The sequence below is a fragment of the Moraxella sp. CTOTU48841 genome (assembly GCF_032061225.1).
In the GTDB taxonomy this organism is placed as follows: Bacteria; Pseudomonadota; Gammaproteobacteria; order Pseudomonadales; family Moraxellaceae; genus Faucicola; species Faucicola cinerea.
Genome location: NZ_DAMBFQ010000002.1, coordinates 83070 through 108934, shown reverse-complemented (window position 1 = coordinate 108934; position 25865 = coordinate 83070). Strand labels below are relative to the sequence as shown.

General features: G+C 44.7%; 21 protein-coding genes. 10 read left to right on the top strand and 11 right to left on the bottom strand.

From position 1 onward, the window contains the following. Positions 1 to 250: 250 nt before the first annotated feature. From fdxA to RT034_RS03185, 3 genes are all read right to left on the bottom strand, one after another. Positions 251 to 574 carry a ferredoxin FdxA gene (fdxA, locus tag RT034_RS03195; protein ID WP_007115596.1) on the bottom strand — a complete coding sequence of 108 codons (324 nt, stop codon included), beginning with the start codon at positions 572 to 574 and terminating at the stop codon, positions 251 to 253. A 72-nt stretch (positions 575 to 646) separates the two neighbouring features. After that, the gene (gene mutS, locus RT034_RS03190; RefSeq protein ID WP_313013610.1) at positions 647 to 3526 is read right to left on the bottom strand and encodes a DNA mismatch repair protein MutS; all 2880 of its coding nucleotides are present in this window, start codon (positions 3524 to 3526) and stop codon (positions 647 to 649) included. 163 nt (positions 3527 to 3689) lie between these two features. Continuing rightward, positions 3690 to 4700, bottom strand: a complete 1011-nt coding sequence (locus tag RT034_RS03185) for an adenosine deaminase (RefSeq protein WP_065263064.1) — start codon at positions 4698 to 4700, stop codon at positions 3690 to 3692. Between the two features lie 471 nt (positions 4701 to 5171). Between RT034_RS03185 and secA the strand changes: the two genes are divergently transcribed. Together secA and RT034_RS03175 are read left to right on the top strand one after the other, a co-directional pair. Further along, entirely contained in the window at positions 5172 to 7982 is a 2811-nt protein-coding gene (secA, locus tag RT034_RS03180; protein ID WP_313013607.1) for a preprotein translocase subunit SecA, read from the top strand. A 115-nt stretch (positions 7983 to 8097) separates the two neighbouring features. After that, complete coding sequence (locus tag RT034_RS03175) at positions 8098 to 8526, top strand: hypothetical protein (RefSeq protein WP_313013604.1); 429 nt, start codon at positions 8098 to 8100, stop codon at positions 8524 to 8526. A gap of 69 nt (positions 8527 to 8595) precedes the next feature. Here the strand turns inward: RT034_RS03175 and RT034_RS03170 are convergent, their stop codons facing one another. The 3 genes from RT034_RS03170 to tsaB form a co-directional block, all read right to left on the bottom strand. Further along, positions 8596 to 9396: a class I SAM-dependent methyltransferase gene (locus tag RT034_RS03170; protein WP_313013601.1), complete on the bottom strand. Its 801-nt coding sequence runs from the start codon at positions 9394 to 9396 to the stop codon at positions 8596 to 8598. A 6-nt stretch (positions 9397 to 9402) separates the two neighbouring features. Continuing rightward, on the bottom strand, positions 9403 to 10239 hold the full coding sequence (locus tag RT034_RS03165) for an undecaprenyl-diphosphate phosphatase (protein WP_312539432.1): 837 nt from the start codon (positions 10237 to 10239) through the stop codon (positions 9403 to 9405). Between the two features lie 113 nt (positions 10240 to 10352). Next, on the bottom strand, positions 10353 to 11024 hold the full coding sequence (gene tsaB / locus RT034_RS03160) for a tRNA (adenosine(37)-N6)-threonylcarbamoyltransferase complex dimerization subunit type 1 TsaB (protein ID WP_313013595.1): 672 nt from the start codon (positions 11022 to 11024) through the stop codon (positions 10353 to 10355). Positions 11025 to 11358: 334 nt separating this feature from the next. Between tsaB and RT034_RS03155 the strand changes: the two genes are divergently transcribed. The 3 genes from RT034_RS03155 (at position 11359) to ubiA (ending at position 14013) form a co-directional block, all read left to right on the top strand. After that, the gene (locus tag RT034_RS03155; protein WP_313013592.1) at positions 11359 to 12174 is read left to right on the top strand and encodes an oxygen-binding di-iron domain-containing protein; all 816 of its coding nucleotides are present in this window, start codon (positions 11359 to 11361) and stop codon (positions 12172 to 12174) included. A 16-nt stretch (positions 12175 to 12190) separates the two neighbouring features. Beyond that, on the top strand, positions 12191 to 13015 hold the full coding sequence (locus tag RT034_RS03150; RefSeq protein WP_313013590.1) for a methyltransferase domain-containing protein: 825 nt from the start codon (positions 12191 to 12193) through the stop codon (positions 13013 to 13015). A gap of 92 nt (positions 13016 to 13107) precedes the next feature. Then, positions 13108 to 14013 carry a 4-hydroxybenzoate octaprenyltransferase gene (ubiA, locus tag RT034_RS03145; RefSeq protein WP_313013588.1) on the top strand — a complete coding sequence of 302 codons (906 nt, stop codon included), beginning with the start codon at positions 13108 to 13110 and terminating at the stop codon, positions 14011 to 14013. 58 nt (positions 14014 to 14071) lie between these two features. On the opposite strand, the gene purN is transcribed toward ubiA, so the two are convergent. Further along, positions 14072 to 14767, bottom strand: a complete 696-nt coding sequence (gene purN / locus RT034_RS03140) for a phosphoribosylglycinamide formyltransferase (protein WP_313013586.1) — start codon at positions 14765 to 14767, stop codon at positions 14072 to 14074. 143 nt (positions 14768 to 14910) lie between these two features. Continuing rightward, positions 14911 to 15957, bottom strand: coding sequence for a phosphoribosylformylglycinamidine cyclo-ligase (purM, locus tag RT034_RS03135; RefSeq protein WP_313013584.1), 1047 nt, complete (start codon positions 15955 to 15957; stop codon positions 14911 to 14913). A gap of 315 nt (positions 15958 to 16272) precedes the next feature. Here purM and RT034_RS03130 point away from each other — a divergent pair, with 315 nt between their 5' ends. Next, on the top strand, positions 16273 to 17499 hold the full coding sequence (locus tag RT034_RS03130; RefSeq protein ID WP_313013582.1) for an AI-2E family transporter: 1227 nt from the start codon (positions 16273 to 16275) through the stop codon (positions 17497 to 17499). Between the two features lie 285 nt (positions 17500 to 17784). Continuing rightward, positions 17785 to 18963, top strand: coding sequence for a tRNA 2-thiocytidine(32) synthetase TtcA (gene ttcA / locus RT034_RS03125; RefSeq protein ID WP_409566302.1), 1179 nt, complete (start codon positions 17785 to 17787; stop codon positions 18961 to 18963). Positions 18964 to 19218: 255 nt separating this feature from the next. On the opposite strand, the gene RT034_RS03120 is transcribed toward ttcA, so the two are convergent. Further along, on the bottom strand, positions 19219 to 19866 hold the full coding sequence (locus tag RT034_RS03120) for a DUF2799 domain-containing protein (protein ID WP_313013580.1): 648 nt from the start codon (positions 19864 to 19866) through the stop codon (positions 19219 to 19221). A gap of 241 nt (positions 19867 to 20107) precedes the next feature. On the opposite strand from RT034_RS03120, the gene RT034_RS03115 reads away from it, so the two are divergent. From RT034_RS03115 to topA, 3 genes are read left to right on the top strand one after another with little or no spacing between them, the layout of a single operon-like run. Next, a complete protein-coding gene (locus RT034_RS03115) occupies positions 20108 to 20851 on the top strand; it encodes a nucleotide-binding protein (protein ID WP_313013578.1) in 744 nt (247 codons plus the stop codon). An 8-nt stretch (positions 20852 to 20859) separates the two neighbouring features. Then, positions 20860 to 21360: a hypothetical protein gene (locus RT034_RS03110; protein ID WP_007115614.1), complete on the top strand. Its 501-nt coding sequence runs from the start codon at positions 20860 to 20862 to the stop codon at positions 21358 to 21360. A gap of 47 nt (positions 21361 to 21407) precedes the next feature. Next, positions 21408 to 24152 carry a type I DNA topoisomerase gene (gene topA, locus RT034_RS03105; RefSeq protein WP_313013572.1) on the top strand — a complete coding sequence of 915 codons (2745 nt, stop codon included), beginning with the start codon at positions 21408 to 21410 and terminating at the stop codon, positions 24150 to 24152. A gap of 57 nt (positions 24153 to 24209) precedes the next feature. Here topA and RT034_RS03100 read toward each other — a convergent pair whose 3' ends face one another. Both RT034_RS03100 and hslO read right to left on the bottom strand, forming a co-directional pair. Beyond that, entirely contained in the window at positions 24210 to 24431 is a 222-nt protein-coding gene (locus tag RT034_RS03100; RefSeq protein ID WP_036593769.1) for a dodecin family protein, read from the bottom strand. A 233-nt stretch (positions 24432 to 24664) separates the two neighbouring features. Next, the gene (gene hslO, locus RT034_RS03095) at positions 24665 to 25600 is read right to left on the bottom strand and encodes an Hsp33 family molecular chaperone HslO (RefSeq protein WP_313013567.1); all 936 of its coding nucleotides are present in this window, start codon (positions 25598 to 25600) and stop codon (positions 24665 to 24667) included. Positions 25601 to 25865 lie beyond the last annotated feature (265 nt).

Here is a 25865-nt window from a genome sequence, read left to right as displayed (position 1 = left end):
TGACACTAAAAACGCGCTAATCCATAGCGCGTTTTTTTTCATAATCAATTTGCAAAAAAAGGCTAAGCTAAAGACGTTAAGTTAAGCAAATAGACAACAACGTTGACGTAATAAGAGATGGCAATATAAAAACGGCAATCAGTATTCACTGATTGCCGTCCGCGTTGTATAGGCTGTTTTATAGCATCTTGTTTATAGCATCTTTATAGCATCTTGCTAAAAATCACCAAAATGGCGTATGTTAGAAAGGCTATCTTTCAATATACTGTAATTTATTGGGTACGCCATCCCATTCTTTGGCGTCGGGTAGTGGGTCGTGCATAGCTGAGATGTTTGGCCATTTTTCGGCGAGTTCTGCGTTCAGTTCGATGTATATTTCTTGACCTTTTGGTACTTCATCTTCTGAGAAAATCGCATTGGCAGGACATTCTGGCTCACACAGCGCACAGTCAATACATTCATCAGGATGGATGACCAAAAAATTCGGACCTTCATAGAAACAGTCCACAGGACAGACTTCAACGCAGTCAGTATATTTACAACGAACACAGTTATCAGTAACGACGAAAGTCATGGCGGTGGCTACCTTTTTTTAGTTGCACAAATGTTAAAAGCATAAAAAATACAATCGTATTATTTTAGCGCGTTACGCTTTTTTTAACAATTCCTTTAATGAATAAATAAATTCTAACGCCTGTTTCGGCGTCAGCTCGTCAGGGTTTAGGGCGTTGAGTTGTTGGCTAAGCTTATATTCATCAGCCTTCAACGTTTGATAGTCAGCTGCTGCACTTTGCAAATCTAGCCCCATTTGCTGCTCATCTTTTGGTGGATAGGGTAAAGAATTGTTGGGCAAGCTTTTTTGTTCGCTTTGGTTATCCAAATAATATTGCGCTTGGGCTAATAAGTCTTGCGGCAAACCTGCCATTTTGGCGACATGCAGTCCAAAACTGCGATGCGTCGCCCCGGGTGCGATTTTATGCAGTAGTAGTAACTGCCCGTTGATTTCTTGGGTAACAAGGTGTTGATTAAACATTTTGGGGTGGCGCTCAGCCAGTTCAGTGAGCTCAAAATAATGGGTGGCAAATAGGGTCAAACAGCCAATTTTTTCTGCTAAATAATTCACGCACGCATGCGCAATTGCTAGACCATCTTGGGTGCTGGTGCCACGACCGACTTCATCCATGAGTACCAATGAGTTGGCATTGGCTTGGTTCATGATATTGGCGGTTTCAATCATCTCGACCATAAAGGTTGATTTACCACTTGCCAAGTCATCTGCCGAGCCAATGCGGGTAAAAATCCGCTCAATACGACCGAGCGTCACCGACTGCGCAGGGACATACGCGCCACAACAAGCAAGTAGCACGATGAGGGCGGTTTGACGCATGTAGGTCGATTTACCGCCCATATTGGGCCCGGTGATGAGCATTAAGCGTTCAAGTTGGGTGGCTGTTCCCATGACACAGTCATTGGCGACAAATGGGTCAAGCGATGGCGTCTGATGGTGAGCTTGGCGCTGTTGACCTGCTTCAACCACGATATGGCGTCCCCCTTGGATATTGAGGCTTGCGGTATCATCCGTGGTATTAAACAACGGGCGGCACCAGTTTTTACTATGATGAGAATGATTCTGCAAACGCGTTAGGCTGACCCAGTTGGCAAGCACGTCCAAATACCCAATCGCTTTGGCAAGGCGCTGCACATCGCCAAGCTGTGACTTGAGCTGATGGAGCAGATTTTCATAGATACGTTTTTCAAGGGTCAACGCTTGCCCTTGAGCTGATAAATAGGATTCTTCAATAGTTTTGAGCGCTGGCGTGATAAAGCGTTCAGCATTTTTGAGCGTTTGACGGCGAGTAAAATATTCAGGCGCGTGCTTGGCTTGTAGGGCACTGAGTTCAAAATAAAATCCGCTCACTTTATTAAAGCCCACTTTGAGCATGGGCAGGTTGTTTTTTTGCCGCTCTTGCGCCGCCAATGCTTCCAAAGTTTGCTCGATATTGCCATGCAGATTTTGTAATTCATCAAGCTGTGGGTCATAGCCCTTTTTTATCATGCCGCCATCACGGATGTGGGCGGGCGGCTCATCGACAATCGCTTGCTCTAGCAAGGCATGGATATTGGCAAAGCTATCAGTTAAGGCTAAGTCAGGTAGCTGTTTGCTAAGCATGGCAAGCAAAGGCGTCTCAGCACTAAGCGTCGTTATGGTGGTAAAATCAAAATGTTGCTGCAACTGCTTTGACAACGCTAACGCTTGCGCCAGACTCAGACGCAATTTGAGCAAATCGGTCGGTTTTGCTGAACCCAAGCCAATGCGTCCCCCAATGCGTTCGATATCGCTCATTTCGCTTAAGGTTTGTTTAAGCAATTCAAACGCTGCTATCGGTAATGTCATCAGTTGTTCAACCGCATCAAGCCTGCGGTTAATCAGGGTGACATTGCGTAGCGGTCGGTGCAAATGATGGACTAGAGCGCGTTTTCCCATCGGCGTTTGGCAGTGATCAATCACCGATAACAGCGAAATACCCGATGCCAACACGGGTTTAAAAATTTCCAAATTTTGCTGACTGATGGTATCAAGCTGCAAAAAATCGCCGTTATGCTCGAGCTGCAGGCTGCGAATATGGCGTAAATCAGCTTGCTGGGTCTGTTTGCCGTAATGCAGTACAACCGATGCCGATGAGATGGCAAGCGGTTTTTGCTCAATGCCAAACCCTGCCAGCGTGGTGACGCTTAGATGTTGGGTGAGGTGTTCAAGGGCGTTATTGGGGAGAAAATAACTGTGCGGCTGTGACAAAATCGGTGGCAGGGTAGCTGTTGGGCTATTTGCGCTCAAACAGTCCTGCAAAAAATGTTGCCATGCCTCAGACAGCTGCTCATCTATCAGCACTTCACTGGGATCAAAGCGGGCGAGGGTATTAGCAAGCTCACTTTGTAGCGCAGTATGGCTATCGCAGTTAAGCTCAGTGACGCGGATTTGCCCTTGTGCCAAATCCAGCTGTGCCAATCCCACCGACATTTGCTGTTTGGCAAAGCTGATAGCGACGACCGTTGGCGTCTGCCCTTGGGTGATAAGGCTATCATCAGTCAGTGTTCCTGCGGTTAAGGTACGGACGACTTTACGTTCCATAATCTTAGCGGCATTGGCTTTTGTTTTGCTGGTTTTTTTTGCTATGCTTTTGCCTGCAGTGTCTGTTGCTACAGTGTTTTCTTCAAGGCTGTCTTCTGGCTTTTCTTCTTCGACTTGTTCACAGACCACCACGGTTTGCCCGGCATTAATCAGCCGAGCAATATAGCCGTCTGCCGAATGAAACGGCACGCCTGCCATCGGGATGGTATTGCCCTGTTTATCTTTGCCACGTCGGGTCAAGGTGATGCCCAAAATATCGGCAGCAAGCTTGGCATCATCGAAAAACAGCTCATAGAAATCGCCCATTCGGTACAGCACCAAGGCATGCGGATAATCCGCTTTTAGCGTAAGATATTGCTGCATCATGGGGGTGTGATGGTCAAGATTGTGAGGCATGGTCTGGGGCATAATATTTAAATGTTATCAAATTAATCAACAGGTGCGTTTGTCGCACCATGTTGGGTGTGTGAGGTTGGTTAAGGCTGGCATGCACGTTACTTGTAGCTTATTTCTGCCAGCCTATTTTTTCGAGCTTGTTTCTTCCAGCTTATTTAAAAGCTTAAAGCGATGCGATTTTTGAGATCCAATGCTGTTTTTCAGCATCCCCTATAAAAGACGCGTTAAAGCTGTTGATTGCCAATTGTTTGATATCGTCATTTGATAGCGCTAACGCTTGCTCAATAGCGACAAAGTTGTCATTCATATAGCCACCAAAGTACGCCGGGTCATCTGAGTTCACCGTCACGCACACACCTTGGTGCAGCATGGTTTTGATATTGTGCTCGCCCATGTCTTGCACCACTTTTAGTTTAAGATTACTTAACGGACACACCGTCAACGGCATTTGCTCGGCTATCAAGCGTTGCATGAGTTTATCATCTTCAGCCGAACGCACACCGTGATCGATACGATTGACCTTTAGTAAATCTAATGCTTGCCAAACATACGCGGGATCGCCTTCTTCGCCCGCATGCGCAACCGTCAAAAACCCAAGCGCTCGAGCTTTGGCAAATACCCGTTCAAACTTGGCGGGTGGATTGCCCACTTCGCTAGAGTCAAGCCCCACGCCAATGATATTATCTTTAAATGGCAAAGCCTGCTCAAGGGTGGCAAACGCGCTGTCTTCGCTCAAATGACGCAAAAAACACAAAATCCAATGCGAGGTGATACCCATTTTTGCTTTGGCATCTAAGCTGGCTTGATAAAGCCCTTGAAAACAGGTGGCAAAATCCACCCCCCGCTCAGTATGTGTCTGTGGGTCAAAGAAAATCTCCGTATGCACCACATTATCAGCCTGGCATTTTTCAAAATACGCCCACGCTAAATCATAAAAATCCTGCTGTTTGACCAAAACGTTTGCGCCGGCATAGTAGATATCCAAAAACGATTGTAAATTATGAAAATTATAGGCATTTTTGACATCTTCAATGGTTTGGTAGGGTATATCGATTTGGTTGCGTTTAGCGATGGCAAACATCAACTCCGGCTCAAACGTGCCTTCGATATGCACGTGGAGTTCGGCTTTGGGTAATTGATGAATCAGTTGTTGTGGCGTCAATGGGGCAGTCATAGCAAACTCGATAGCATAATGGCAAAGATGGGGTTAAAATCTTTCAAGAAAATTTCAACAATGAAAATTTCGAAAATAAAGCTCAATTATGGGGATGGATTCATAAAGATAAAGGTAATAAAAATCAAGCTGCAAAGAAAAGGTGCAAACATCCAGTCGCTTTATCGTATCAATTCATCAGGCATATTAAATAATATGTTATTTCACTTATTTAACGAGACTCGTTATTGAACTGTGATTATTTTAAAGCTTGACGACATTGCTTGGGAGTTAATCGGCTGATAAGTGATCGCCTAAGAGTTAATAGGCGGATGAGGCGAGCGGTTCAAACTCACAGGCTGTCATAACCTTGTATCTAAAAAAAGCAAACCCATATATAATAGCAAAATTTATTTTGAACACCTTTATTAACCGTCATCGTATTAAAAGTCATCGCACTTATTGATTTGAGCACTTTAGGAAAATCCTCGTATGTTAGGCAAAATGATAGGCAAGGTTATCGGCACCAAAAACGACCGTGAGCTTAAGCGAATGCGTAAGTTGGTCGACAAAATCAACGCCTTAGAACCCAAAATCCAGCCCCTCTCTGACGAAGCATTAAAACAGAAAACTGCGGAATTTAAAACCCAGTTTGAGCAGGGTACTAGCCTAGATACCATTTTACCTGAAGCCTTTGCGGTCTGTCGTGAAGCCTCAAGCCGTGTCCTTGGCATGCGTCACTACGATGTACAGCTCATCGGGGGTATCACCCTGCACGAAGGTAAAATCGCCGAGATGCGCACGGGTGAAGGTAAAACCTTGATGGCAACGCTTGCGATATATCTCAACGCGATTAGCGGTAAAGGCGTGCATGTGGTTACCGTCAATGACTACTTGGCAAGCCGCGATGCCGAATTAAACCGCCCGTTGTTTGACTTTTTGGGCTTGACTGTCGGCGTGATTTACTCACAGCAAGACCCGATGGAAAAATTTGAGGCCTATGCCGCGGATATTACCTATGGTACCAACAACGAATACGGCTTTGACTACCTACGTGACAATATGGTATTTCGCCTAGATGAGAAAAAACAGCGCGGACTCAACTATTGTATCATCGATGAGATTGACTCGATTTTGATTGATGAAGCGCGTACGCCGCTGATTATCTCGGGTCAAGCTGAAGACTCATCGGCTATGTACCGGCTGATTGACACCATCATCCCGCGCCTCAAGCGTTCAGAAACCGAAGAAGGCAACCGCGAAAACCGTGAGCAGGATTTTTGGATTGATGAAAAAAATCGCCAAATCGAAATCAGCGAAAAAGGCTACGAGAAAATCGAAAAATTCTTGGTGGAAAAAGGCGAGCTTGGCGAAAACGAGAGTCTATATAGCCCAACGCGCTTGCCACTACTAGCCCACGTCCAAGCCGCGATTCGTGCGCACCATTTATTTGTTAAAAACATTCACTATATCGTGCATGAAGGCGAAGTCATCATTGTTGATGAAAACACAGGGCGTACCATGCCAGGTCGCCGCTGGTCAGAAGGGTTGCACCAAGCGGTTGAAGCCAAAGAACAAGTTGAAATCCAAGCCGAAAACCAAACGCTCGCCACCACGACATTCCAAAATTATTTCCGTCTGTATGACAAACTCTCAGGCATGACGGGTACAGCCGATACCGAAGCTGCGGAATTTAAACAAACTTACGATTTAGATGTGGTGATTATCCCAACCCACAAACCGATTCAGCGTATTGACCTCGATGACCAAATTTTCCTAAGTAAAATGGGCAAATATCAAGGCATCATCCGCGAAATCAAACGCATTCAAGAAAAACAGGCGCCGATTTTGGTGGGGACGGCAACCATTGAAGCCAGTGAAGTGCTTTCAGAATTATTGACGCAAGAAGGCATTCAACATAACGTCCTTAATGCCAAACAGCACGAGCGTGAAGCCGATATTATCGCGCAAGCGGGTAGCCCCAATGCGGTCACTATTGCTACCAACATGGCAGGTCGCGGTACCGATATTATCTTGGGAGGTAACTGGCAAGCCGAGCTCGCCAAAATCGACAACGTCACCCCCGAAATGAAAGAGCAAGCCCATGCCGAATGGCAAGTGCGAAACCAACAAGTGCTAGAGGCGGGTGGTTTACATATCATCGGTTCTGAGCGTCACGAATCACGCCGTATTGATAACCAATTGCGGGGTCGTGCGGGTCGTCAAGGTGACCCGGGGGAGTCACGCTTTTTCTTGTCGCTTGAAGATGACTTGATGCGGATTTTCGCTGGTGATCGCGTGGTGAATATGATGCGCGCGATGGGGCTAAAAGAAGACGAAGCCATTGAACACAAAATGGTGTCACGCTCGATTGAAAACGCCCAAAGCAAAGTGGAAAACCGTGACTTTGATGCCCGTAAGAGTCTACTCAAATACGATGATGTTGCCAACGAACAACGTAAGGTTATCTATAAACAGCGCGATGAACTGCTTGCCCAAAGTAATCTACAAGCAGGTATCGAAGCGATGCACTATGATGTATACAATGCCTTGATTGACCAATTCGTGCCGCCCGGCTCGATTGATGACCAATGGGACATTGATGGGCTTGAAGACGAGCTTGAAAATGAGTTTCGTATTTATATGCCAATCAATGACTGGCTAGATGCCGATCGTCGTTTGGATGAAGAAGGCTTACGCCAAAAAATCATTGAGGCTGCGCTACTCAACTACCGCGCTCGCCGTGAGCAAATGGGTGAAGAAAATGCCGCCCAACTTGAGCGTCACTTTATGCTATCTAGCCTAGATAAGCATTGGAAAGAACATTTAAACCAAATGGATCAACTGCGTAAAGGTATTCATCTGCGAGGCTATGCGCAAAAAAATCCTGAGCAAGAATATAAATCTGAATCTTTCTCATTGTTCCAAAGTATGCTCGGTGCTATTAAGTCTGAAACCGTGCAAGATTTAGCGCGTGTGCATATCCCAACGCCAGAAGAAATTGCTGAGCTTGAGCGCCAGCAACGTGAACAAGCTGAGATGATGCGTCTGCATTTTGAGCACCAAGAAATGAATGGCGTGACCGGTGAGCTGAGTGACGATGAAGACATGATTGCGCGTAACAGCCAGCAACGCACGCGAGCCACATATTCATTTGGTCTTAGCGGCTCAGCCGCGGCAACCGCGAGTCCAGAGATGGCTGAAAATGGTGACAATCCGTATGCCAACTTAGCCATTAGCCGAAATGCCCCTTGTCCATGTGGTTCGGGTTTAAAATACAAGCAATGCCATGGTAAAATTTAAGGTGACATCATTATCATCTTTGAATTAGCAACCTTGTTGATTGAACAATTTTGACTATATAGGCTATCAAGTACATTGTCGGATTGAGCGATTTATTGATAGTAGAGGAATACCCATGCAAAACACCCTAGCAAAAATCACCATGCTGAGTTTAGTATCGGCGCTTACGTTGACAGCTTGTGATAAAAAGACAGACAGCACAGACAACGCCGCGGCAGCATCAGCGGCAGAATCACAAGCCGTACCAATGTCAGCTGCGCCTGCCGATGAAAAAAATAGCGCCGCTGTGACCGAAGCCAATGCTAACGTGGATGCCGGTCCTGATGCTGCCAGCGCCAGTGGCACAGCAGCGACCCCTGTTGATGCGATGTCAGCGAGTAGCACTGAGGCAGACGCTACCGATGACGGCGGCGCGGATAATTCAGACATGGATAAGATTACGGAAAATGATACCGTGATTGATAATGCCCCTGCCTCGCCCAATGCACCAAAAGCTAGCGATGATGCAGCGCCTGCCGTCGGTAACCAAAAAGTAGGTCAATAACAACTAAACCCACAAAAAAAGCTGATACCCATCAGCTTTTTTTAATACTTCCTCTAAACGCTGTTAAAACTAAATGCTGTTCAAATAATTATCAAAACGCACGATATCATTTGATAGGCTTAGATTAGGTGATTGGTTGGCAAAAAAAGGCGCTGATTTAGGTCGTTTAACTACCACCATACCCTGTGGGGTTATTTGCGCCAACGCCGCCGACAATAATTGTTGGGCTTGCGCAATCGACGGCGGGGTCGTCACAGTATGCAACATCTGCATATGTTTATTAACCGCTGATTTGTAGCTATCAGCGGGAAACATCGGATCTAGATAGACACGGTCGACTTTTGGCAATTTAGCCAGCAACTCTATTGCATCGCCATGATAAATCGTTAATCGACTCATCAATTTTTGCCAGTTGCGATGCTGCGCCATTTTTTGCTGTTCAAGTTGCAGTAGCAAAAACATGAGTGGCTGCTGTTCAAGCAACGTCACACTGGCACCGGTACTTGCCAAGATTAAGCTATCATGCCCAAATCCTGCGGTGGCATCGATGACAGTCATGTTAGCTTGTAGCTGCATGGCTTTGAGTAGCAGCTCAGTTTTTTTGCCTGCTTTGACCACCCGCTGTTGTAGGCTTTGCCAATTTGGGCTGACTTTCATGCCAGCTGCGATGACAAAAACGTCGCCTACCTCATCAATCAGCACACTGTTATCATCGACTGATTTCAGCCATTTTTGAGTTACTTTGCTAGTAATCTTTTGCAATTGTAAATTGATGGATAAAGGGGCGAGTATGGTTTCGACGTTTGCCAAACGCTGCTCGCTTGGCAAAGCGTCAACATAATACAGTTGGATTGATTGATGAGATAGCATTGCGAATTAAATATAGCCCAACATGCCAGCGATGAGTACCAGTACGCCTACCACGATGCGCCACCAAGCAAAAATCGTAAAATCACGGGTACTGACCCAGTTAACCAACCATTTGATGAAAATCATGGCAAAAATAAATGATACCACCACACCCACTGCCATGATGGTCCAGTCTTCAGTGGTGGTTAAAATATGATGGTTTTTGGTCAGATCTAGTAGCCCAGCACCCACCAATACAGGAATCCCTAAAAAGAAAGAATACTCCGCAGACGCCTTACGTGATACCCCCAAAAATAGCGAGCCGATAATGGTAGACCCTGAGCGAGAAGTACCAGGAATCAAGGCAAGACATTGAATCAAACCAATGATAATCGCCGTTTTAATATCAATATCTTCCGCTTCGGCATATTTGACCGTATGTTTGTGTTGTTGGCGCTCCGCCCAAAAGATAATTAAACCACCGACAATCAATGAGATTGCCACCACGGTTGGGTTAAACAACGCCGCTTTTAACGCTTTATCAAACATCAAACCTATCAGCATAATCGGAATGGTGGAAATAATCAGCGAGATACCCAATTGACGCGGGTTTTTACGCTCAGGGTCTTTACCCGTAATAAGTCCCATCAAGGCACGCCATAGCCGTCCCCAGTACAAATAAATTACCGCTGAAATCGCACCCAGCTGAATGACGACGATAAACAAGTCGGCTTTATCTTTGGTCCAAAAATTTAACAAGGAGTCGGCAAGAATTAAATGCCCGGTACTTGAAATCGGTAAAAATTCGGTAATGCCCTCAACCATGCCCATGATGATGGCTTTAAAAATCAAAATAAGATCCATAACGTATCCAACAATGTTAGTTATTAACAGTCAAAGCTAACAATTTTTGCGCTTATAACAAGGTAAAGGGTAGCGAGTCAAACTTAACACAATATGAGTAATCAGCCGACAACTTAAGGGTTTTGTTGTTCGGCTAGGGTTTTCCAAGCGTTATTTCTTAAATAAACTGGTAACGCCAGCTCAGCAGGGACGGATTGATGCTGCTGGTATAAGGCTCGCCCAAGTTTGGCAATGATAACCGCTGAGGGGCGAATATCGGCAAATATGGCTTGACCTAGCTGCGCATTGACCAAGGTTGCGCCATTTCCTACTAAGGCTAAGTCTTTGTCTATCACACTGTCATAATCAAGTAAATGCTCAGTAGCGCCTGCCACAAGTTGCATGATATCATCGTTCATGGCGTATTCACCTGCGTACACTTGGTTCATGCGCGCATCTGTCAGCGCCAATACGTGGGGGCTTTGGTGTCGTTCAAATGCCGATTGGGCGATAGCTTGCAGGCTTGATACAGGCAAACATGGCACATCATGGGCAAAGGCGATGGCTTGCGCTACCGCCGTATTAATGCGTATACCACTAAAAGCCCCGGGACCTCGATTAAAAGCAATCGCAGTCAGTTGTGACCAATCAATCGATGATGCCGTCATCAACGCATGTATCATCGGCAAAATTTGCTGGGTTTGTAGACGATTTCCCGTAAGGGTCTGTTCAGCGATGACATTACCCGCTAACTCCACGAATGCCACTGAGCATTGGTCAAATACACTTTCAAGTGCCAAAATCATAACAAATTGCCTTTACCGTTTGTAGCAATCATGCGCTTAAACCGCACAAATTTTGCCTAAAAAATTGCTTGGTATGATACCACTAAAAACAAATTTGAGCACAATTTAGTTAACATTGATTTAGGCAAAAATGCCCTCAATCCCGTCAATAAAATGCTATAATCCTTACTATTTTTAGGGATTTAAAGCCAATGTATTAAAGTTGATAGCTAACGGTTAACAATGGTTTGCAAAGTTACTCAAAGTCACTTTGCAAACCATTTTATAGCGTATGTTATAGCATGTTTTATTAGTGGTCTAAGTTTTATTTGTCGGTTAAATGGGTAGATAGGTTATGAGCGGTAAAATAATTTTTGATAATGGCAAGCATCAGTGCATTATGTTTAGTGATTTGGTAAAAGGTGACGGTATTCAGTCCAATCAATTTTTAATTTTGCACTCAGATGAAGAAACTGTCGGCGCTGTTATTGACCCAGGTGGGGATTTGACCTATACGCCGCTAACCCTAGCACTGCTCAAACATACGGATATAAGGCATATCCGCTATGTGATTGGCTCACACCAAGACCCCGATATCATTGCGTCATTGCCGCGCTGGCTATTGCATACCCAAGCCAATATCGTCATCTCAAGATTGTGGGAGCGTTTTTTACCTCATCTTAACTCCGCGTTTACCACTGACCGCCTGCAAGAAGGGTATCTTAAGCGCTTGATTGCGCTGGCAGATGAAGGCGCGGTGTTGCCTTTGGGTAAAACCCAGTTGTTTGCTTTGCCTGCACACTTTCTGCATTCAGAAGGTAATTTTCAGTTTTATGACCCCATCAGCAAAATTTTGTTTTCAGGCGATATGGGGGCTTCGTTGCTCGGTGATGCGAATGTACCAGTGGAAGATTTTGATTCCCATATTCCGACTATGCGAGGGTTTCATCAGCGCTACATGGTCAGTAATAAAGTCACCCGTTTTTGGGCAGATGCGGTTCGGCAGTTAGATGTCGAGATGATTGTACCGCAGCATGGCAAATCTTTTGTTGGCAAAGCCATGATTAATCGCTTTTTGGATTGGATAGGCAATTTGCCTTGCGGGGTTGATTTGCTCACACAAGACGATTATGACTATGCAGGGCTGATTAATAGTGTTAAAGTTGACTGATTTGTTGTTTTAGTCGATGATGTCCTGTACTGTCACCCCTGTTTTTGAACAATTTGCCAACTCATACGATGCCGCCACGCCGATTCAATCGCAGGTGGCAGAGCACTTGGCGAAGCTCATTGCGCGTTACCATACCGGTGTAACCGATATGTGCGTGGTTGATGTGGGCTGTGGTACAGGAAAATTGACTGAGGCGGTGATGTCAAAGTTTTTACAAAACGCGGCGTTAGCTTCCGCTCAGTTATATGGCGTCGATACGGCTGCCAGTATGCTTGCCATTTGGCAACAGCGAGTCGAGCATCTTTTGTCGATGCCGCTGTCATCTAGCCCAGTCTCGTCGCTACCAACTTTCCCAATGACGCTGCACAGCCAAGCGCTCTGCGCCAATATGGCAGATATGGCATTGGCGAATCAATCTGCCGATTTGGTGATGAGTAGTTTTGCCCTTCATTGGACATCGCCAAGCGTTATCGCAGAGCTTGGGCGCATTGTCAAAACCAAAGGTCAGCTGCATTTGGCGATTCCGGTGGCAGGTTCTTTTCATCAAGTCAGTCAGCGCTTTCCCAAGTTACCTGTTTTTGATTTTTTGCCCAGTCACGCTTGGCTAGCGGCGATAGAGACCTTGCGGCAACAGCGGCAAGGCACGCTAATGTATCACACCGAGCAATCGTTTGCTTTTTCTTATGACAATTTAAAAAGTCTGTTAAAAAATCTCAAGCAAATGGGCGGCGCCGTCTCTGGCAAAGACCGCATCGACACGGCGGTATTTAGACGCTATCTGCAAGACCAATCGCCGATTGGGCTGGATTACCAACTGCTGATGATTGGCTTACAGCTGTAAGGGTAACAAATTTATCGACGATTTGGCTAACATTTAGCGCTACACTAGCATCAACTTTATCCCCTTTTTCGATTAGTTTAATTAAACATGCTATGACTACACACACTCTGTCTTTTAAAGATAAGCTACAAGCCTATATTCACTTGACCCGCTTTGATAAGCCTGTGGGCATTGAGCTGGTGTTTTGGTCGACTTTATGGGCGGTGTTTTTGGCGGCAAAAGGATTTGAGCAACTCCCACCGTGGCATGTGGTGGCAATCTTTGCGACGGGTGCGGTGTTGATGCGAGCGGCAGGCTGTGCCATCAATGACTTTGCTGACAGAAAAGTTGATGGGCATGTGTCGCGAACCAAAGGTAGGCCGCTAGCGGATGGTCGCTTGACGGGTAAAGAAGCGGTTTGGACGTTTTTAATTTTATCTTGGGTGAGTGCAGCGTTATTAGTATTTTTGCCCGTGCAGGTCTTTATTTGGTCATTTGGTGCGGTGGCGCTGGCGTTTATCTATCCGTTTATGAAACGCTTTACCCATTTGCCGCAAGTGTTTTTGGCGGCGGCTTTCGGCTGGGCGATTCCGATGGCGTATGTTGCGGTATCGCAAGTATTAACGGGTCAGACCGAGGTTGATATTTGGTGTTGGCTGCTGTTTTTCGGCTATATGTGCTGGACGGTGGCGTATGATACCCAATATGCAATGGCAGATCGTGAGGATGATTTAAAAATTGGGGTCAAATCCACCGCGATTTTATTTGGTAAACACGATGTATTGATAATTAGTCTACTTCAAGGGGTATTTTTGCTCAGTTTGGCGGGCGTGTTTTGGCATTATTTTGGTGCGCTTTCAGTATTGGCGCTGCTACCTATCGTTGCCATGTTTTATCGGCAAAATAAACAATGTCTCACCTATGATCGCACGCTTTGCTTTAACGCATTTTTAGATAACGTGTGGGTAGGGCGCTATGTATTTTTGCTAATCGTGATATTGAGTGTATCGGCACTTTGAGGGTAAACTGTGATAAACATAAAAAAACGCCTAAATTTGATTGTAGGCGTTTTTTTTACTATAACCATAACTTGATAGGCAAATTGAGTCCAAGGCGGTTGGTGAGTTGATTATTTTTCAGTGAAACAATCCGCTCAGCAAATAACCCCACCACCATAGGCAGCAGTTGGTGCTCCATCGCATGAACGCGCTGCTGTAATTGGTCAGCGCTCTCAGCCGCGTTGACGCAGGTTACTGCTTGGGCGATGACTTCCCCTGCATCGAGTTCGCTCGTTACCAGATGGACGCTGCAACCATGATAGCGCTCGCCTGATTGTAGCACACGGGTATGGGTATCTAAGCCTTTATAATTGGGTAGCAGTGACGGGTGCAGATTTATCATCGGCACGTTTAATCCATCCTTGCTGGTCACCCCATCAATAAACAGCGGCGTTAAAATCCGCATAAATCCTGCCAACACCACCAAATCAGGTTGCCACGCGCGCAATTCTTGCAGTGCCCGTTGCTCAAAACCGACACGGGTATATTTTTTGCCATTATCGTCACGCTCAATCACCGCGGTTGCAATATTGGCTTGCTGCTGCTCATTGGCAAGGCGGATGCGCTCAAGTGCATAGGCATCGGCTTTATTACTAATCACGCCCACGATTTGAATGTTCAATAGTTGCTGTAGCTGCTTATCAATTAATACTTGCAGGTTACTGCCACTGCCAGAGACAAGGACGGCAATTTTTAACGGGGTAGTGTTTGTCATGTTCAACTTCATAATGATAGCAAAGCAATAGGTTGGAAAAACTAAGGTGCGTAAAAACGCACCTTTTAAATTAGCTCAATGATAAATTAGCTCAAGGGTAAAATAGCCCAATAGTAAAATAACCGATTGTGTCGCTGATAAAATTAACGATAGGTTACCGCATCGCCTGTTCTTTCAACGATTTCACCCAATTTCCATGCGGTTTCGCCTTGTTCATTGAGTAAGTCAATGGCTTGGCCTGCTTTATCTGCCGGTACCACGACGACAAAACCCACACCGCAGTTGAAGGTGCGGTACATTTCCATTTGCGCAATATTGCCTTTTTCTTGCAACCAAGCAAACACAGGCGGGAATGTCCAAGAATTCACATCAATTTGCGCCGCCAAATGGTCGGGCAATACGCGTGGTAGGTTCTCCGTCAAGCCGCCACCGGTGATATGTGCCATCGCATGCAAGCTTGCGTTGCCCAAGGTTTTTTGCAGTTGTCCAATGGCTTTGACATAGATTTTTGTCGGTGCCATCAACACGTCTTTTAATGCTTTGCCGTCTAATTGTTTAGTGGCAACATCGGCACCGCTGACTTCAATGACTTTACGCACCAGTGAGTAACCATTTGAATGCACGCCACTAGAGGCGATACCGATTAATACATCACTGTTGGCAACGTTTTTACCCGTGATAACTTCCGACTCTTCGACGACGCCTACACAAAAACCTGCCAAATCATAGTCGTCATCTTGGTACATACCCGGCATTTCAGCCGTCTCACCACCAATGAGCGCACAATTTGCCAATTTACAGCCGTCACCGATACCGGTGATAACCGTTGCTGCGGTATCGACGTCTAGTTTTCCTGTGGCATAATAATCCAAGAAAAATAATGGCTCGGCGCCACAGACTAGCAGGTCATTCACACACATCGCTACCAAGTCTTGACCAATGGTGTCGTGCTGCTGCAGTTGTAAAGCCAGTTTGAGTTTGGTACCGACACCATCAGTCCCTGAGACCAATAAAGGGGATTTATAGCCTTGCGGAATACGGCACAAGGCGCCAAATCCACCCAAACCACCGACTACTTCAGAGCGGCTAGTTGCTTTGGCAACAGATTTAATGCGCTGAACTAACGCTTCGCCAGCATCGATATCGACGCCAGCATCTTTATAACTTAACGAAGTGGGTTGTGTAGTCATGGTCTTCCTATCGCCAGAATCATTGGGAAAAGTAATATGCGCATTATACCCAAATTCCCATCAAAAAGAAAAATAATCCATCGCTTTCCTACCTGGCTAATATTAGAGTGTTTATCGTTGATGACGCCTTCTAGCCCCACAAATGTGATAGGGCTTTATAACATAGCTTTGAATATTTGTATGAGTTGTGCAGTTTGCGCTATCTATTTTTGTCAAATTACCTAAAATTAGTCGAAAATACAACGATGGCAGTGACCGTCTTTTATTTGACATTACCCTTATATTTTTGGCGTATTTGGCTTTTTTGAGGAACCTATGTACAACCCATTCCCTTATCGATTTACGAAAGATGTGTTTTTCAAACGGGTATTTATATCGCTGTTTTTGGTTGCAATAGGCTATATCATTTATCAATTACAATCGGTAATTTTGCCATTTTTGGTAGCATTTATTTTATCGTATGCGATTAATCCGCTCGTACAAAAATTACAGGACAAGGCGCATATTCGCCGCTGGGTGGCGATTTTGCTGGTATATTTGTCCACTGGGCTGATAATTGGATTGATACTTTGGTGGCTTATTCCACTGGTGTGGGAGCAATTACAATCGGCATGGAAGTATGTACCGACAGCGATTGACTATTATAACAATACGCTGCGAGGCTGGGTGCGTTCTCACACCCCCATACGCTTACCTGCCATGCAAGTGCGTGATATGTCCAAAGGCTTGGTCGATTTTCTCAAAGAAAACTACAATATCACCGATGCGCGGTCATTTTTTACCAATTTAATGTTATCAGGCATGAATGTAATCAACGTGGCTGGCATTGTGGTACTGGTGCCGATTTTGATGTTTTATTTTTTATATAATTGGGATGAGCGCTTGGTAAAAATGCGTCATATGATCCCTAACCGTTATATTCCATCTGTTTATCGTATCGCCAAAGAAAGTGATGAAGCGTTGATGTCATTTATCAAAGGTCAGCTACTGGTGATGGTGCTGCTTGGTATGGTGTATGCGGTACAACTGCAACTCATTGGACTTAAAGTCGGTCTTATCATCGGTATGATGGCGGGTATCGCAAGTTTTGTGCCGTATCTTGGCTTTACCCTTGGCTTTATTGCGGCGATTATTGCAGGGCTGTTTCAATTTGGCGTCGACTGGGTACATTTAGTGTTAATTGTCGGTGCCTTTATGGTAGGGCAGGCGGTTGAAGGTTATGTTTTGCAGCCGTTGTTGTTGGGTGATAAAATTGGTTTATCACCATTGTGGGTGATATTTGCGGTACTTGCCGGGGCGGCACTGGCAGGCATTGCAGGTATGCTGATTGCTTTGCCGCTCGCCGCTGTACTCAATGTGCTATTCCAACATGCGTATGACAATTACCGTGAAACTGAGTTTTACAAAGGCGATGCCCAATATAGCCTATTTAAAGAAAAAAATCTGATGGATATCAAGCTTGAGCAACAACAAAAAAAAATCGAGGCGCAAATGAAAAAAGAAAATACCAGTTGGATGACACGGATAAAAAATATCTTCTAAAACAGCAAGCTGTCATTCAAATGACTACAAGCGCGTAATTTTACCGTATAATAGCCGACTATGTGATAGGCGTTTTCTATCTGATAGGCGGTTATAGATACGCTCAATCAAGCATTTATTGTGAGGGGTTGGTCTGCCTTACGTTAAATGCTTTTTTTATTTGCTATTTTTCCAATAAATAACGCGTCGTTGATAGCCGATAGCGTCATCATAGGTTTATTTATTGGTTTATCATCAGTTAGGTATCTTATGCAATCAAACAATTCTGTAAACCCAGCGGCAGCCATGTCTGCCGTTGAATTAAATCCCCAATTATCAGCCCAACTAGTAGAGAGTGACGTAGATGGGCTTGATGATAAGGATTGGGATGATGAGGCGTCAAACAATGATGCTTTAGACAATGAAGCGTTAAACGAAGCGTTAAATAATGAAGCGCAGCAAACCTTGGGCGATGCCAAAGGTGACAGCCAAGGCGATGACATCAAATCTGCGCGTTTTCGCAAGCTACAAAAAAAATTACGTAAGCTGGTCTCTTGGGCGATTCGTGACTACAACATGATTGAAGATGGTGATGTGGTCATGGTGTGTATTTCAGGCGGTAAAGACAGTTTTACCTTACTGGATATTTTATTGTTCTTAAAGAAAATAGCACCGATTCAGTTTGATGTGATTGCCGTTAATCTTGACCAAAAGCAACCTGACTATCCTGAAGATATTTTGCCCAACTATCTGACCAAGCATGGCATTCCGTATTATATTTTAGAAAAAGACACCTATAGCGTGGTCAAGCAAATCGTACCAGAAGGTAAAACTTACTGTTCTGCATGTTCACGTCTGCGCCGTGGTTCGTTATATGGATTTGCCAAACAAATCGGTGCAACCAAAGTGGCACTCGGTCATCACCGTGATGATATCATGGCGACGTTTTTCTTAAATTTATTTCACGGCGGTAGTCTCAAAGCGATGCCACCAAAACTGCTATCGGATGATGGGCAAAATATCTTAATTCGTCCGCTTGCGTATGTGGAAGAAAAAGACATTATCAAATATGCCAATTACAAGCAGTTTCCGATTATTCCTTGTAACCTGTGCGGCAGCCAAGAAAACCTACAACGGGCGATGATTAATGACATGCTACGCACATGGGATCAGCAATACCCGAATCGCTTGGATTCGATATTTGGCGCGATGCAAAATGTCGCACCGTCACAGCTCGCTGACCGGGAGTTGTTTGACTTTGAAAATTTGCAGTTAAAGCGTGATGAGCATATCCGTGTATTTGAAGGGGAAAACATCCAAGCGGGGCAGATTGATGAGCAGCTTCAGCAAAAAGGGGTACCAATCGCACCTGATGTGCAAACCTTTGACCCCACCAAATCTCAGAAAAACAAAGCGCCTCAAAAATCCAACGCCCGCCAAAACGCTGAGAGCCAAAAAATACCGACAATCAATCCTTTGATTTGATAACTAAGCGGGTCAAGCACACGGCTATTTTGGTTACTGTAATGGGTTAAGCTATTGAGGTGATAAGCGGTTGATTCGATAAGCTACTGGTTTAATAAGAAAGTTCGATTAAATAAACCCGAACTTCTTTTTTAGTTTTAATTTGTAAATTGTTGCCATCACGCAACGAGCCGTATCGCTAAACGAGATTGCGCAACGAGATTTCAAAACAAAATTTCACAACGAATTGTCGCGTTATTTTTATCTTAGCCGCGATTATTTTTTTGACCCTATGGTTGCATCATTGCTAGGGGTAACGGGGCGAGGCGCTACAGGTTGGCTTGATTTAGGCTGATGGGTATTAATGTATTTTGGGTGGCGGTTGTTAGGTGCGATGCGAGGATAATACGGGCGTGACCAGCCACCGTAGCCGCCAAAACCGCCGAGCCTTCCATAAAATGGTGAATCCCAAAATGGATCGGTGTTGTACCACAGTTGGTTTAGTCTTTGCTCACGTTGGTAGTTGAGATAACCTTCATCATGCGCTTTTAACAAATCAAGCGTCATCGATTGTGGGCATACATCATTGTAGTCATAGCCCTCACGTCCCAACTGGTAAGCGCGTAGCGGCGTGCAATAACGTTTTAACCCTTCTTCACGACCTTGTCGCCACTGTTGCTGGTTGGGTGTGATATTAGCTTTAGCGCATTGCTTGATATGCTTTTGAATATAATCTTGACTGCGACCCAGTAAACCATCTTGATAACCAATGGTTTGCCAATTGCTTTGTTGGCATTGAGTGGGTGTTAATCCGCCGCCCAAGGTAGCACAACCTGTCATCGAGGCAGTGACAGCAAACAGTCCAAGCAGTTTTTTTGAGTTGGTTGCTGGGTGATAGGTCTCTATGAATGAAAGTATCGTCATGGTGGCACCTTTGAGGTTTGCGGTCGCTATTAGCCAGTCAAAAACTGGCTAAACCGATTAAACCGTTAATGAATTGATATTTTTTAATTTAGCAGATTATTTATATAAAAGCATTTATCAATGGTTAAAATTTTGTTAGGCTACTTAATACAACCAAATGAATAGCATCAAATTAATAGGGTCAAAATTTTGGGTTAATGTGGTGATATTGCATTAATTTTTTATCAACAGGGTGAGGGTCATGCAAAAAATTTTAATCGCCAATCAAAAAGGGGGATGTGGTAAAACCTCGATTGCGATAAGTCTAGCGGCGGCGTTGGCAAACCAAGGCAAAACAGTGGCATTGGCGGATGCAGACCCCCAAAAATCAAGCCTACAGTGGCTAAAAATGCGCCCAGCGGACGTACCTGCCATTATTGGTATTGACTGGCGCGATAGCAATGATATAGGTGATATCCCAAAAACCTTGGGTAAAAACGACTGGCTGATTATTGATGCCCCAGGTGCGTTATCAGGCACTAAAGCCGAGCAGCTGATTGCCGAATGCAAGGCGATTTTAATTCCTGTTTTGCCTGCTTTTTTTGATATTGACAGTACCAAACGCTTTTTAAAAAGCCTAGAAGACATCAAACGTATCCGTAAAGGCAAAGTCGATATTTATCTGGTTGCCAATCGTGTGCGTAGTCAATTGATGCAGGACAATGAACCGACCGAAAAACTGATGGCATATTTTGCTGATATTGGGCAGCAGCCACTGGCTTGGCTATCTGAGCGTAGTATTTATCAAGCCTTGGCAGAGCGCGGCTTGACGATTTTTGATAAAAGCCAAAAACCGTATCGAGACATTCAAGCCCAGTGGCAGCCGATTATGGATATGCTAGCTTCCGAGCCGCAGCCGACTGACAAAGTTGACGCCAAAGCCGAAAACAAAGCTGAAGCAAAAACGTCATCTAAAAAATCCAAAAATAGCAGCTGGTACGAGTAATATAATCAATGGGAATATGGATAGCCATCGCCATCGGGGTGTTTATTGTCGGTAGTATCATGGGGTTAAAACCATCTGCACGTGAGACCATGCGTGATAATCTGCGTATGGCAGCCAGACGCGTGGGCGTGCAGCCAAAACTGGTCGCATGCCCCGATTGGATTATCGGCGATACAGGCGAACGCGGTAAAGGCATGATGGCGCAATATGGCGTGGTGATTGAGGACGCGAAGATGCGCCCCTGTGATTATCAGGTGATTGAGGGCAAATGGCGACCCTTTACCGGGCATTATCCCGCTAATTTTGCGCTTGATAATCGGGAGGTGGATTTACCGGCCTCCATCGCAACAACCGTTAAAGGTTTAAGCTGTAAAGCCAATTTTGTGTGTATTTATTGGCAAGAAAATAGCCAACTGGGCATAAAATCAGAACTTGAAACCACCGAAAAAGACCTAATCATGTTAAAAAGTAAATTGCATGATTATGCCAAATTGGTGCAGAATAACTAACTTTTCGTATTTTAACTTACCCTTTTTAATGATTTTGTGAACCCAACATGAGTAAAACACCGACAGCGAGAAAATCAACCAAAACCACGGATACGGCTGATACAAAAGCAGACACCAAAGCCGCCGCGCCTAAATCAACAGCCACATCAAAAGCATCAAAAACAGCGCCTAAAACGTCGGGGCAAGGCAAAGCCTTGGTGATTGTGGAATCCCCTGCCAAAGCCAAAACCATCAATAAGTATCTGGGAAATGATTTTATCGTCCGCTCTAGTGTGGGGCATGTGCGTGATTTACCTGTGTCGGGTTCTGGCGCAGCAAAAACCGACGATAAGTCGGATACCAAACTCACCAAAGAGCAAAAAGCGCAGCAAGCCTTGGTACGGCGTATGGGAATAGACCCCGAGCACGACTGGGTGGCACATTATGAAATTCTACCCAGCAAAGTTAAAGTGATTAAAGAATTAAAATCCTTGGCCAAAGACGCCAAAGAAATTTATCTTGCAACCGACTTGGATAGAGAAGGGGAAGCGATTGCTTGGCATCTCAAAGAAGTTATCGGTGGCAGTGATGACAAATACAGCCGCGTGGTATTTAACGAAATCACCAAAAACGCGATTCAAAATGCCTTTAAAAGCCCCACTAAGTTAAACTATGACCGTGTCAACGCGCAGCAAGCCAGACGATTTTTAGACCGTGTGGTAGGATTTATGGTATCGCCATTACTATGGCAAAAAGTAGCGCGCGGATTGTCGGCAGGGCGAGTACAATCTGTCGCCACGCGTCTAGTGGTAGAGCGTGAACGTGAAATTCGTGCTTTTACTCCAGTGGAATATTGGGAAATTCACAGCAATACCCACAGTCAGCAAGCCAAACAAGAGACCATTCGCCTAGAAGCGGTAAAAAAATCCGGCAAACCCCTTGAACTAAAAAACGAAGAACAGACCAGTGCGATTGTTGCGCTGCTTGAACAGTCAGATTTTATCGTAGCGGATCGGGAAGAAAAACCTACCCAGTCAAAACCTGCTGCACCTTTTATTACCTCGACACTCCAACAAGCCGCAAGTACCCGCCTTGGTTTTCCGGTTAAAAAAACCATGATGCTGGCTCAGCGCCTGTATGAAGCAGGTCATATCACCTATATGCGAACCGACAGTACTTTTTTGTCAGCGGATGCACTCACCAGTGTACGCGGTTTTATTGACAAGCAATACGGCGCAAAATATGTCCCAAAATCGCCCAATGTGTATGGTAACAAGCAAAACGCCCAAGAGGCGCACGAAGCGATTCGCCCCTCAGACGTTTTGGTGCAATCTGCCTCGCTAAAAGATATGGAGCGCGATGCCCAGCGCTTATATGAGCTGATTTGGCGCCAGTTTGTGGCGTGTCAGATGCCACCTGCGCAGTACCAATCCATGACGTTGATTGTCAACGCTGGCGAGATTGAGCTGAGAGCCAAAGGTCGCGTGATGACCTTTGATGGGTACACCAAAGTACAGCCCCCGGCCAAAAATGAAGACAATCTTTTACCTGATGTAAAAATCGGGGAAAAATTGGTGGTCGATACTATCGAGCCTACCCAACATTTTACCAAGCCACCGGCTCGCTATACTGAAGCAAGCTTAGTCAAAGAATTGGAAAAACGTGGGATTGGCCGTCCGTCCACGTATGCCGCTATCATCTCAACCATTCAAGAACGGGGTTATGTCAAGGTAGAAAACAAACGTTTATTCGCCGAAAAAATGGGTGATATCGTCACTGACAGATTGGTCAACAGCTTTCCGCATTTAATGGACTACACTTTTACCGCTGGGCTGGAAGAAAACCTAGATGAAGTCGCTGAAGGCCAGCAAAACTGGAAAAAAGTGCTGGATGATTTTTATGGCGATTTTAAAGGCAAGTTAGAGCGTGCCAAAGACGAAGACGGCATGAAGCCCAATGACCCAACCGATGTTCCAGATATTCATTGTGACTTATGTCAGCGCCCAATGCAGATCCGTACCGGTTCAACAGGGGTGTTTTTGGGTTGTACCGGCTATAATTTACCCCCCAAAGAGCGTTGTAAAGGCACCAAAAACTTGATGCCTGTGGAGGCCTTTCATAGCCAAACCAGTAAAGAGAGCCAAAATCTCGGTGAGGACGACGCGGACAACAACGACGAAATCCAAGCGCTACTTGAGAAAAAACGCTGCCCGAAATGCCATACCGCGATGGATGGGTATATCGTAGATGGTGGGTTAAAACTCCATGTCTGTGGTAACAATCCTGACTGTGATGGCTATCTATTAGAAAAAGGTGTCTTTGAAACCGCAGGCAATGATGATGTGCCTACCATACCTTGTGATAAATGCGATGGGCAAATGGTGCTTAAAACTGGACGTTTCGGTGCCTATTTTGCCTGTCAGCAGTGTGATAATACCCGTAAAGTGCTCAAAAATGGCGATGCCGCGCCACCACGCATGACCGCAATCCCTATGCCAGAACTCAAGTCACAAAAATTTGATGACCATTATATTTTGCGTGAAGGGGCAGCAGGGTTATTCTTGGCAGCGTCAAAATTTCCTAAAGTGCGAGAGACGCGCCCACCAAAACTGTCAGAATTACGCACGATACAAGATCAGTTGGAAGATAAATTCCAGTATTTATTTAGCGCGCCAGATACCGACAATGAGGGCAATCCTACGATTTTACGTTGGAGTCGTAAAAATGCCGAGCAATATATCGGCTCAGAAAAAGACGGCAAAGCGACTAAGTTTGCCTTGGTTTATCGTAAAGGCAAATGGGTGGAAGAATAATGGCAACCAACAAAAAACCCTAGCCTATGCTAGGGTTTTTATAGATAAATAAAATCTTTATTTTAAATCAGTGCTGTCATCTTCAATTACAAAGCTAACAATCATCATCACGTTATAGTTAGTGATATTACCATCACTAATGCGTACTTTTTGCTCTTTAATCCAAGCACCTTCCACGTTATTAACTGTTTTGTTGACTTGTGCAATGCCTTTTTTGATTGCATCTTCAAAACTTACCGTTGAGCTGCTGCTAATTTCAATATTTTTTGCCACTGACATAACGATATCCTTATTTTCTATTGTATTATTTTCCTAATTAATTTTTAATCTGAAACTTATCAAGTTTAACTTAAGTTATCTCAAACCTGATGCTTATAACTTATCAAATATGCAAAAAAATACCAAAGTTAACTTGTAACTTTGGTATTAGTTTTGGCTATCACATCGACTAGAAGCGTAACCAATATTGCGCAATTTTAAATGATGTAAAGTTAACTATGCAAGCCTTTAAATTAAGCAAAAATCATTTCAATATCTTTGTGATCAAAACGGTAAACATGCCCGCAGAAACCACAATCTAACGCCACCGCGCCTCCATGCTCATTAGCAATTTCTAAGGCAGCTGGTTTGCCCAACTGAAAAATTGCCGATTCACTTTTCTGCTGTGAGCAAGTACAAGCAAAGGTCAACGGCATAGGCTCAGCCGTCACCACATCTTCTTCATGATACAGGCGATATAAAATCTCATCGGCTGGCAAGGTGGTTAATTCTTCAGCTTTTAACGTTTTGGTTAAGATTTTTAAGCGGGGGAACAAATCATTGTCCACTGTCTCATACTCTTCTTCTGTGGTACGTGGTAGCAACTGCAGCACGATACCGCCCGCTTGCTCACCATCACAAGCCAAGTTGATTAGGGTAGGAATCTGCACGGATTGCTGCTGATAGTGTGCCAAACAATCCGCTAAGTTATCCGCCACACGCTCAACGATGCCTTGATAGCCTTCTGCTTGTGTGCCATACGTGGCATCAGGTTGGATATTAATAAATAACACCCCTTCACCGACTTTACCAAGTTTGGCAAAGGCATCATTCGCCGTTTGTGCGGATTGCCATGCGCCTGTCCACTCTGCAAGACCTCGGATGTGACCTTGGTGGTCGCACTCTGCCATCGCCCAAGTTAAGCTGTCCTCTTCAGTATCCACGGCTGCACCTGAATTTTGCAATTGAATGGATAGACGACCTTCGATTTTTAATGTACCAATCAGCAAGCTTGCCGCAACCAACATTTCCCCAAGTAGTTTTTGCAGGGCAACTGGGTAATCTTTTTGCTGCAATATCGTCTGCAGACTGTCGTTGATTCGTACCACGTCGCCGCGTACGGGGCTTTGCTCAAAATAAAAACGTTGGCGCATATCAAAATCGTGAAGTGCTTGAGTCGCTGTTGTCATAAATAACCTATCTTAAGTGAGTTTTAATCAATTTATTGAGCTATAAATGGGGATAAAATCGAAAATAGCAAAAAAATGGTAAAAAAATTGTCGCTGAAGAAAAAAATATTTTTTGTAAATCTATTGTCACAACACAGAAAAGTAAATTACTATAAACTCACATTTGAAATCTTTTGAGTATCCTTAACTATTTTTTATCAGTCATTGTGCAAGGTTTTGCCAGATTTTAATGGGTGCAATGAGGGATGATGAAGGATAGGGAAAG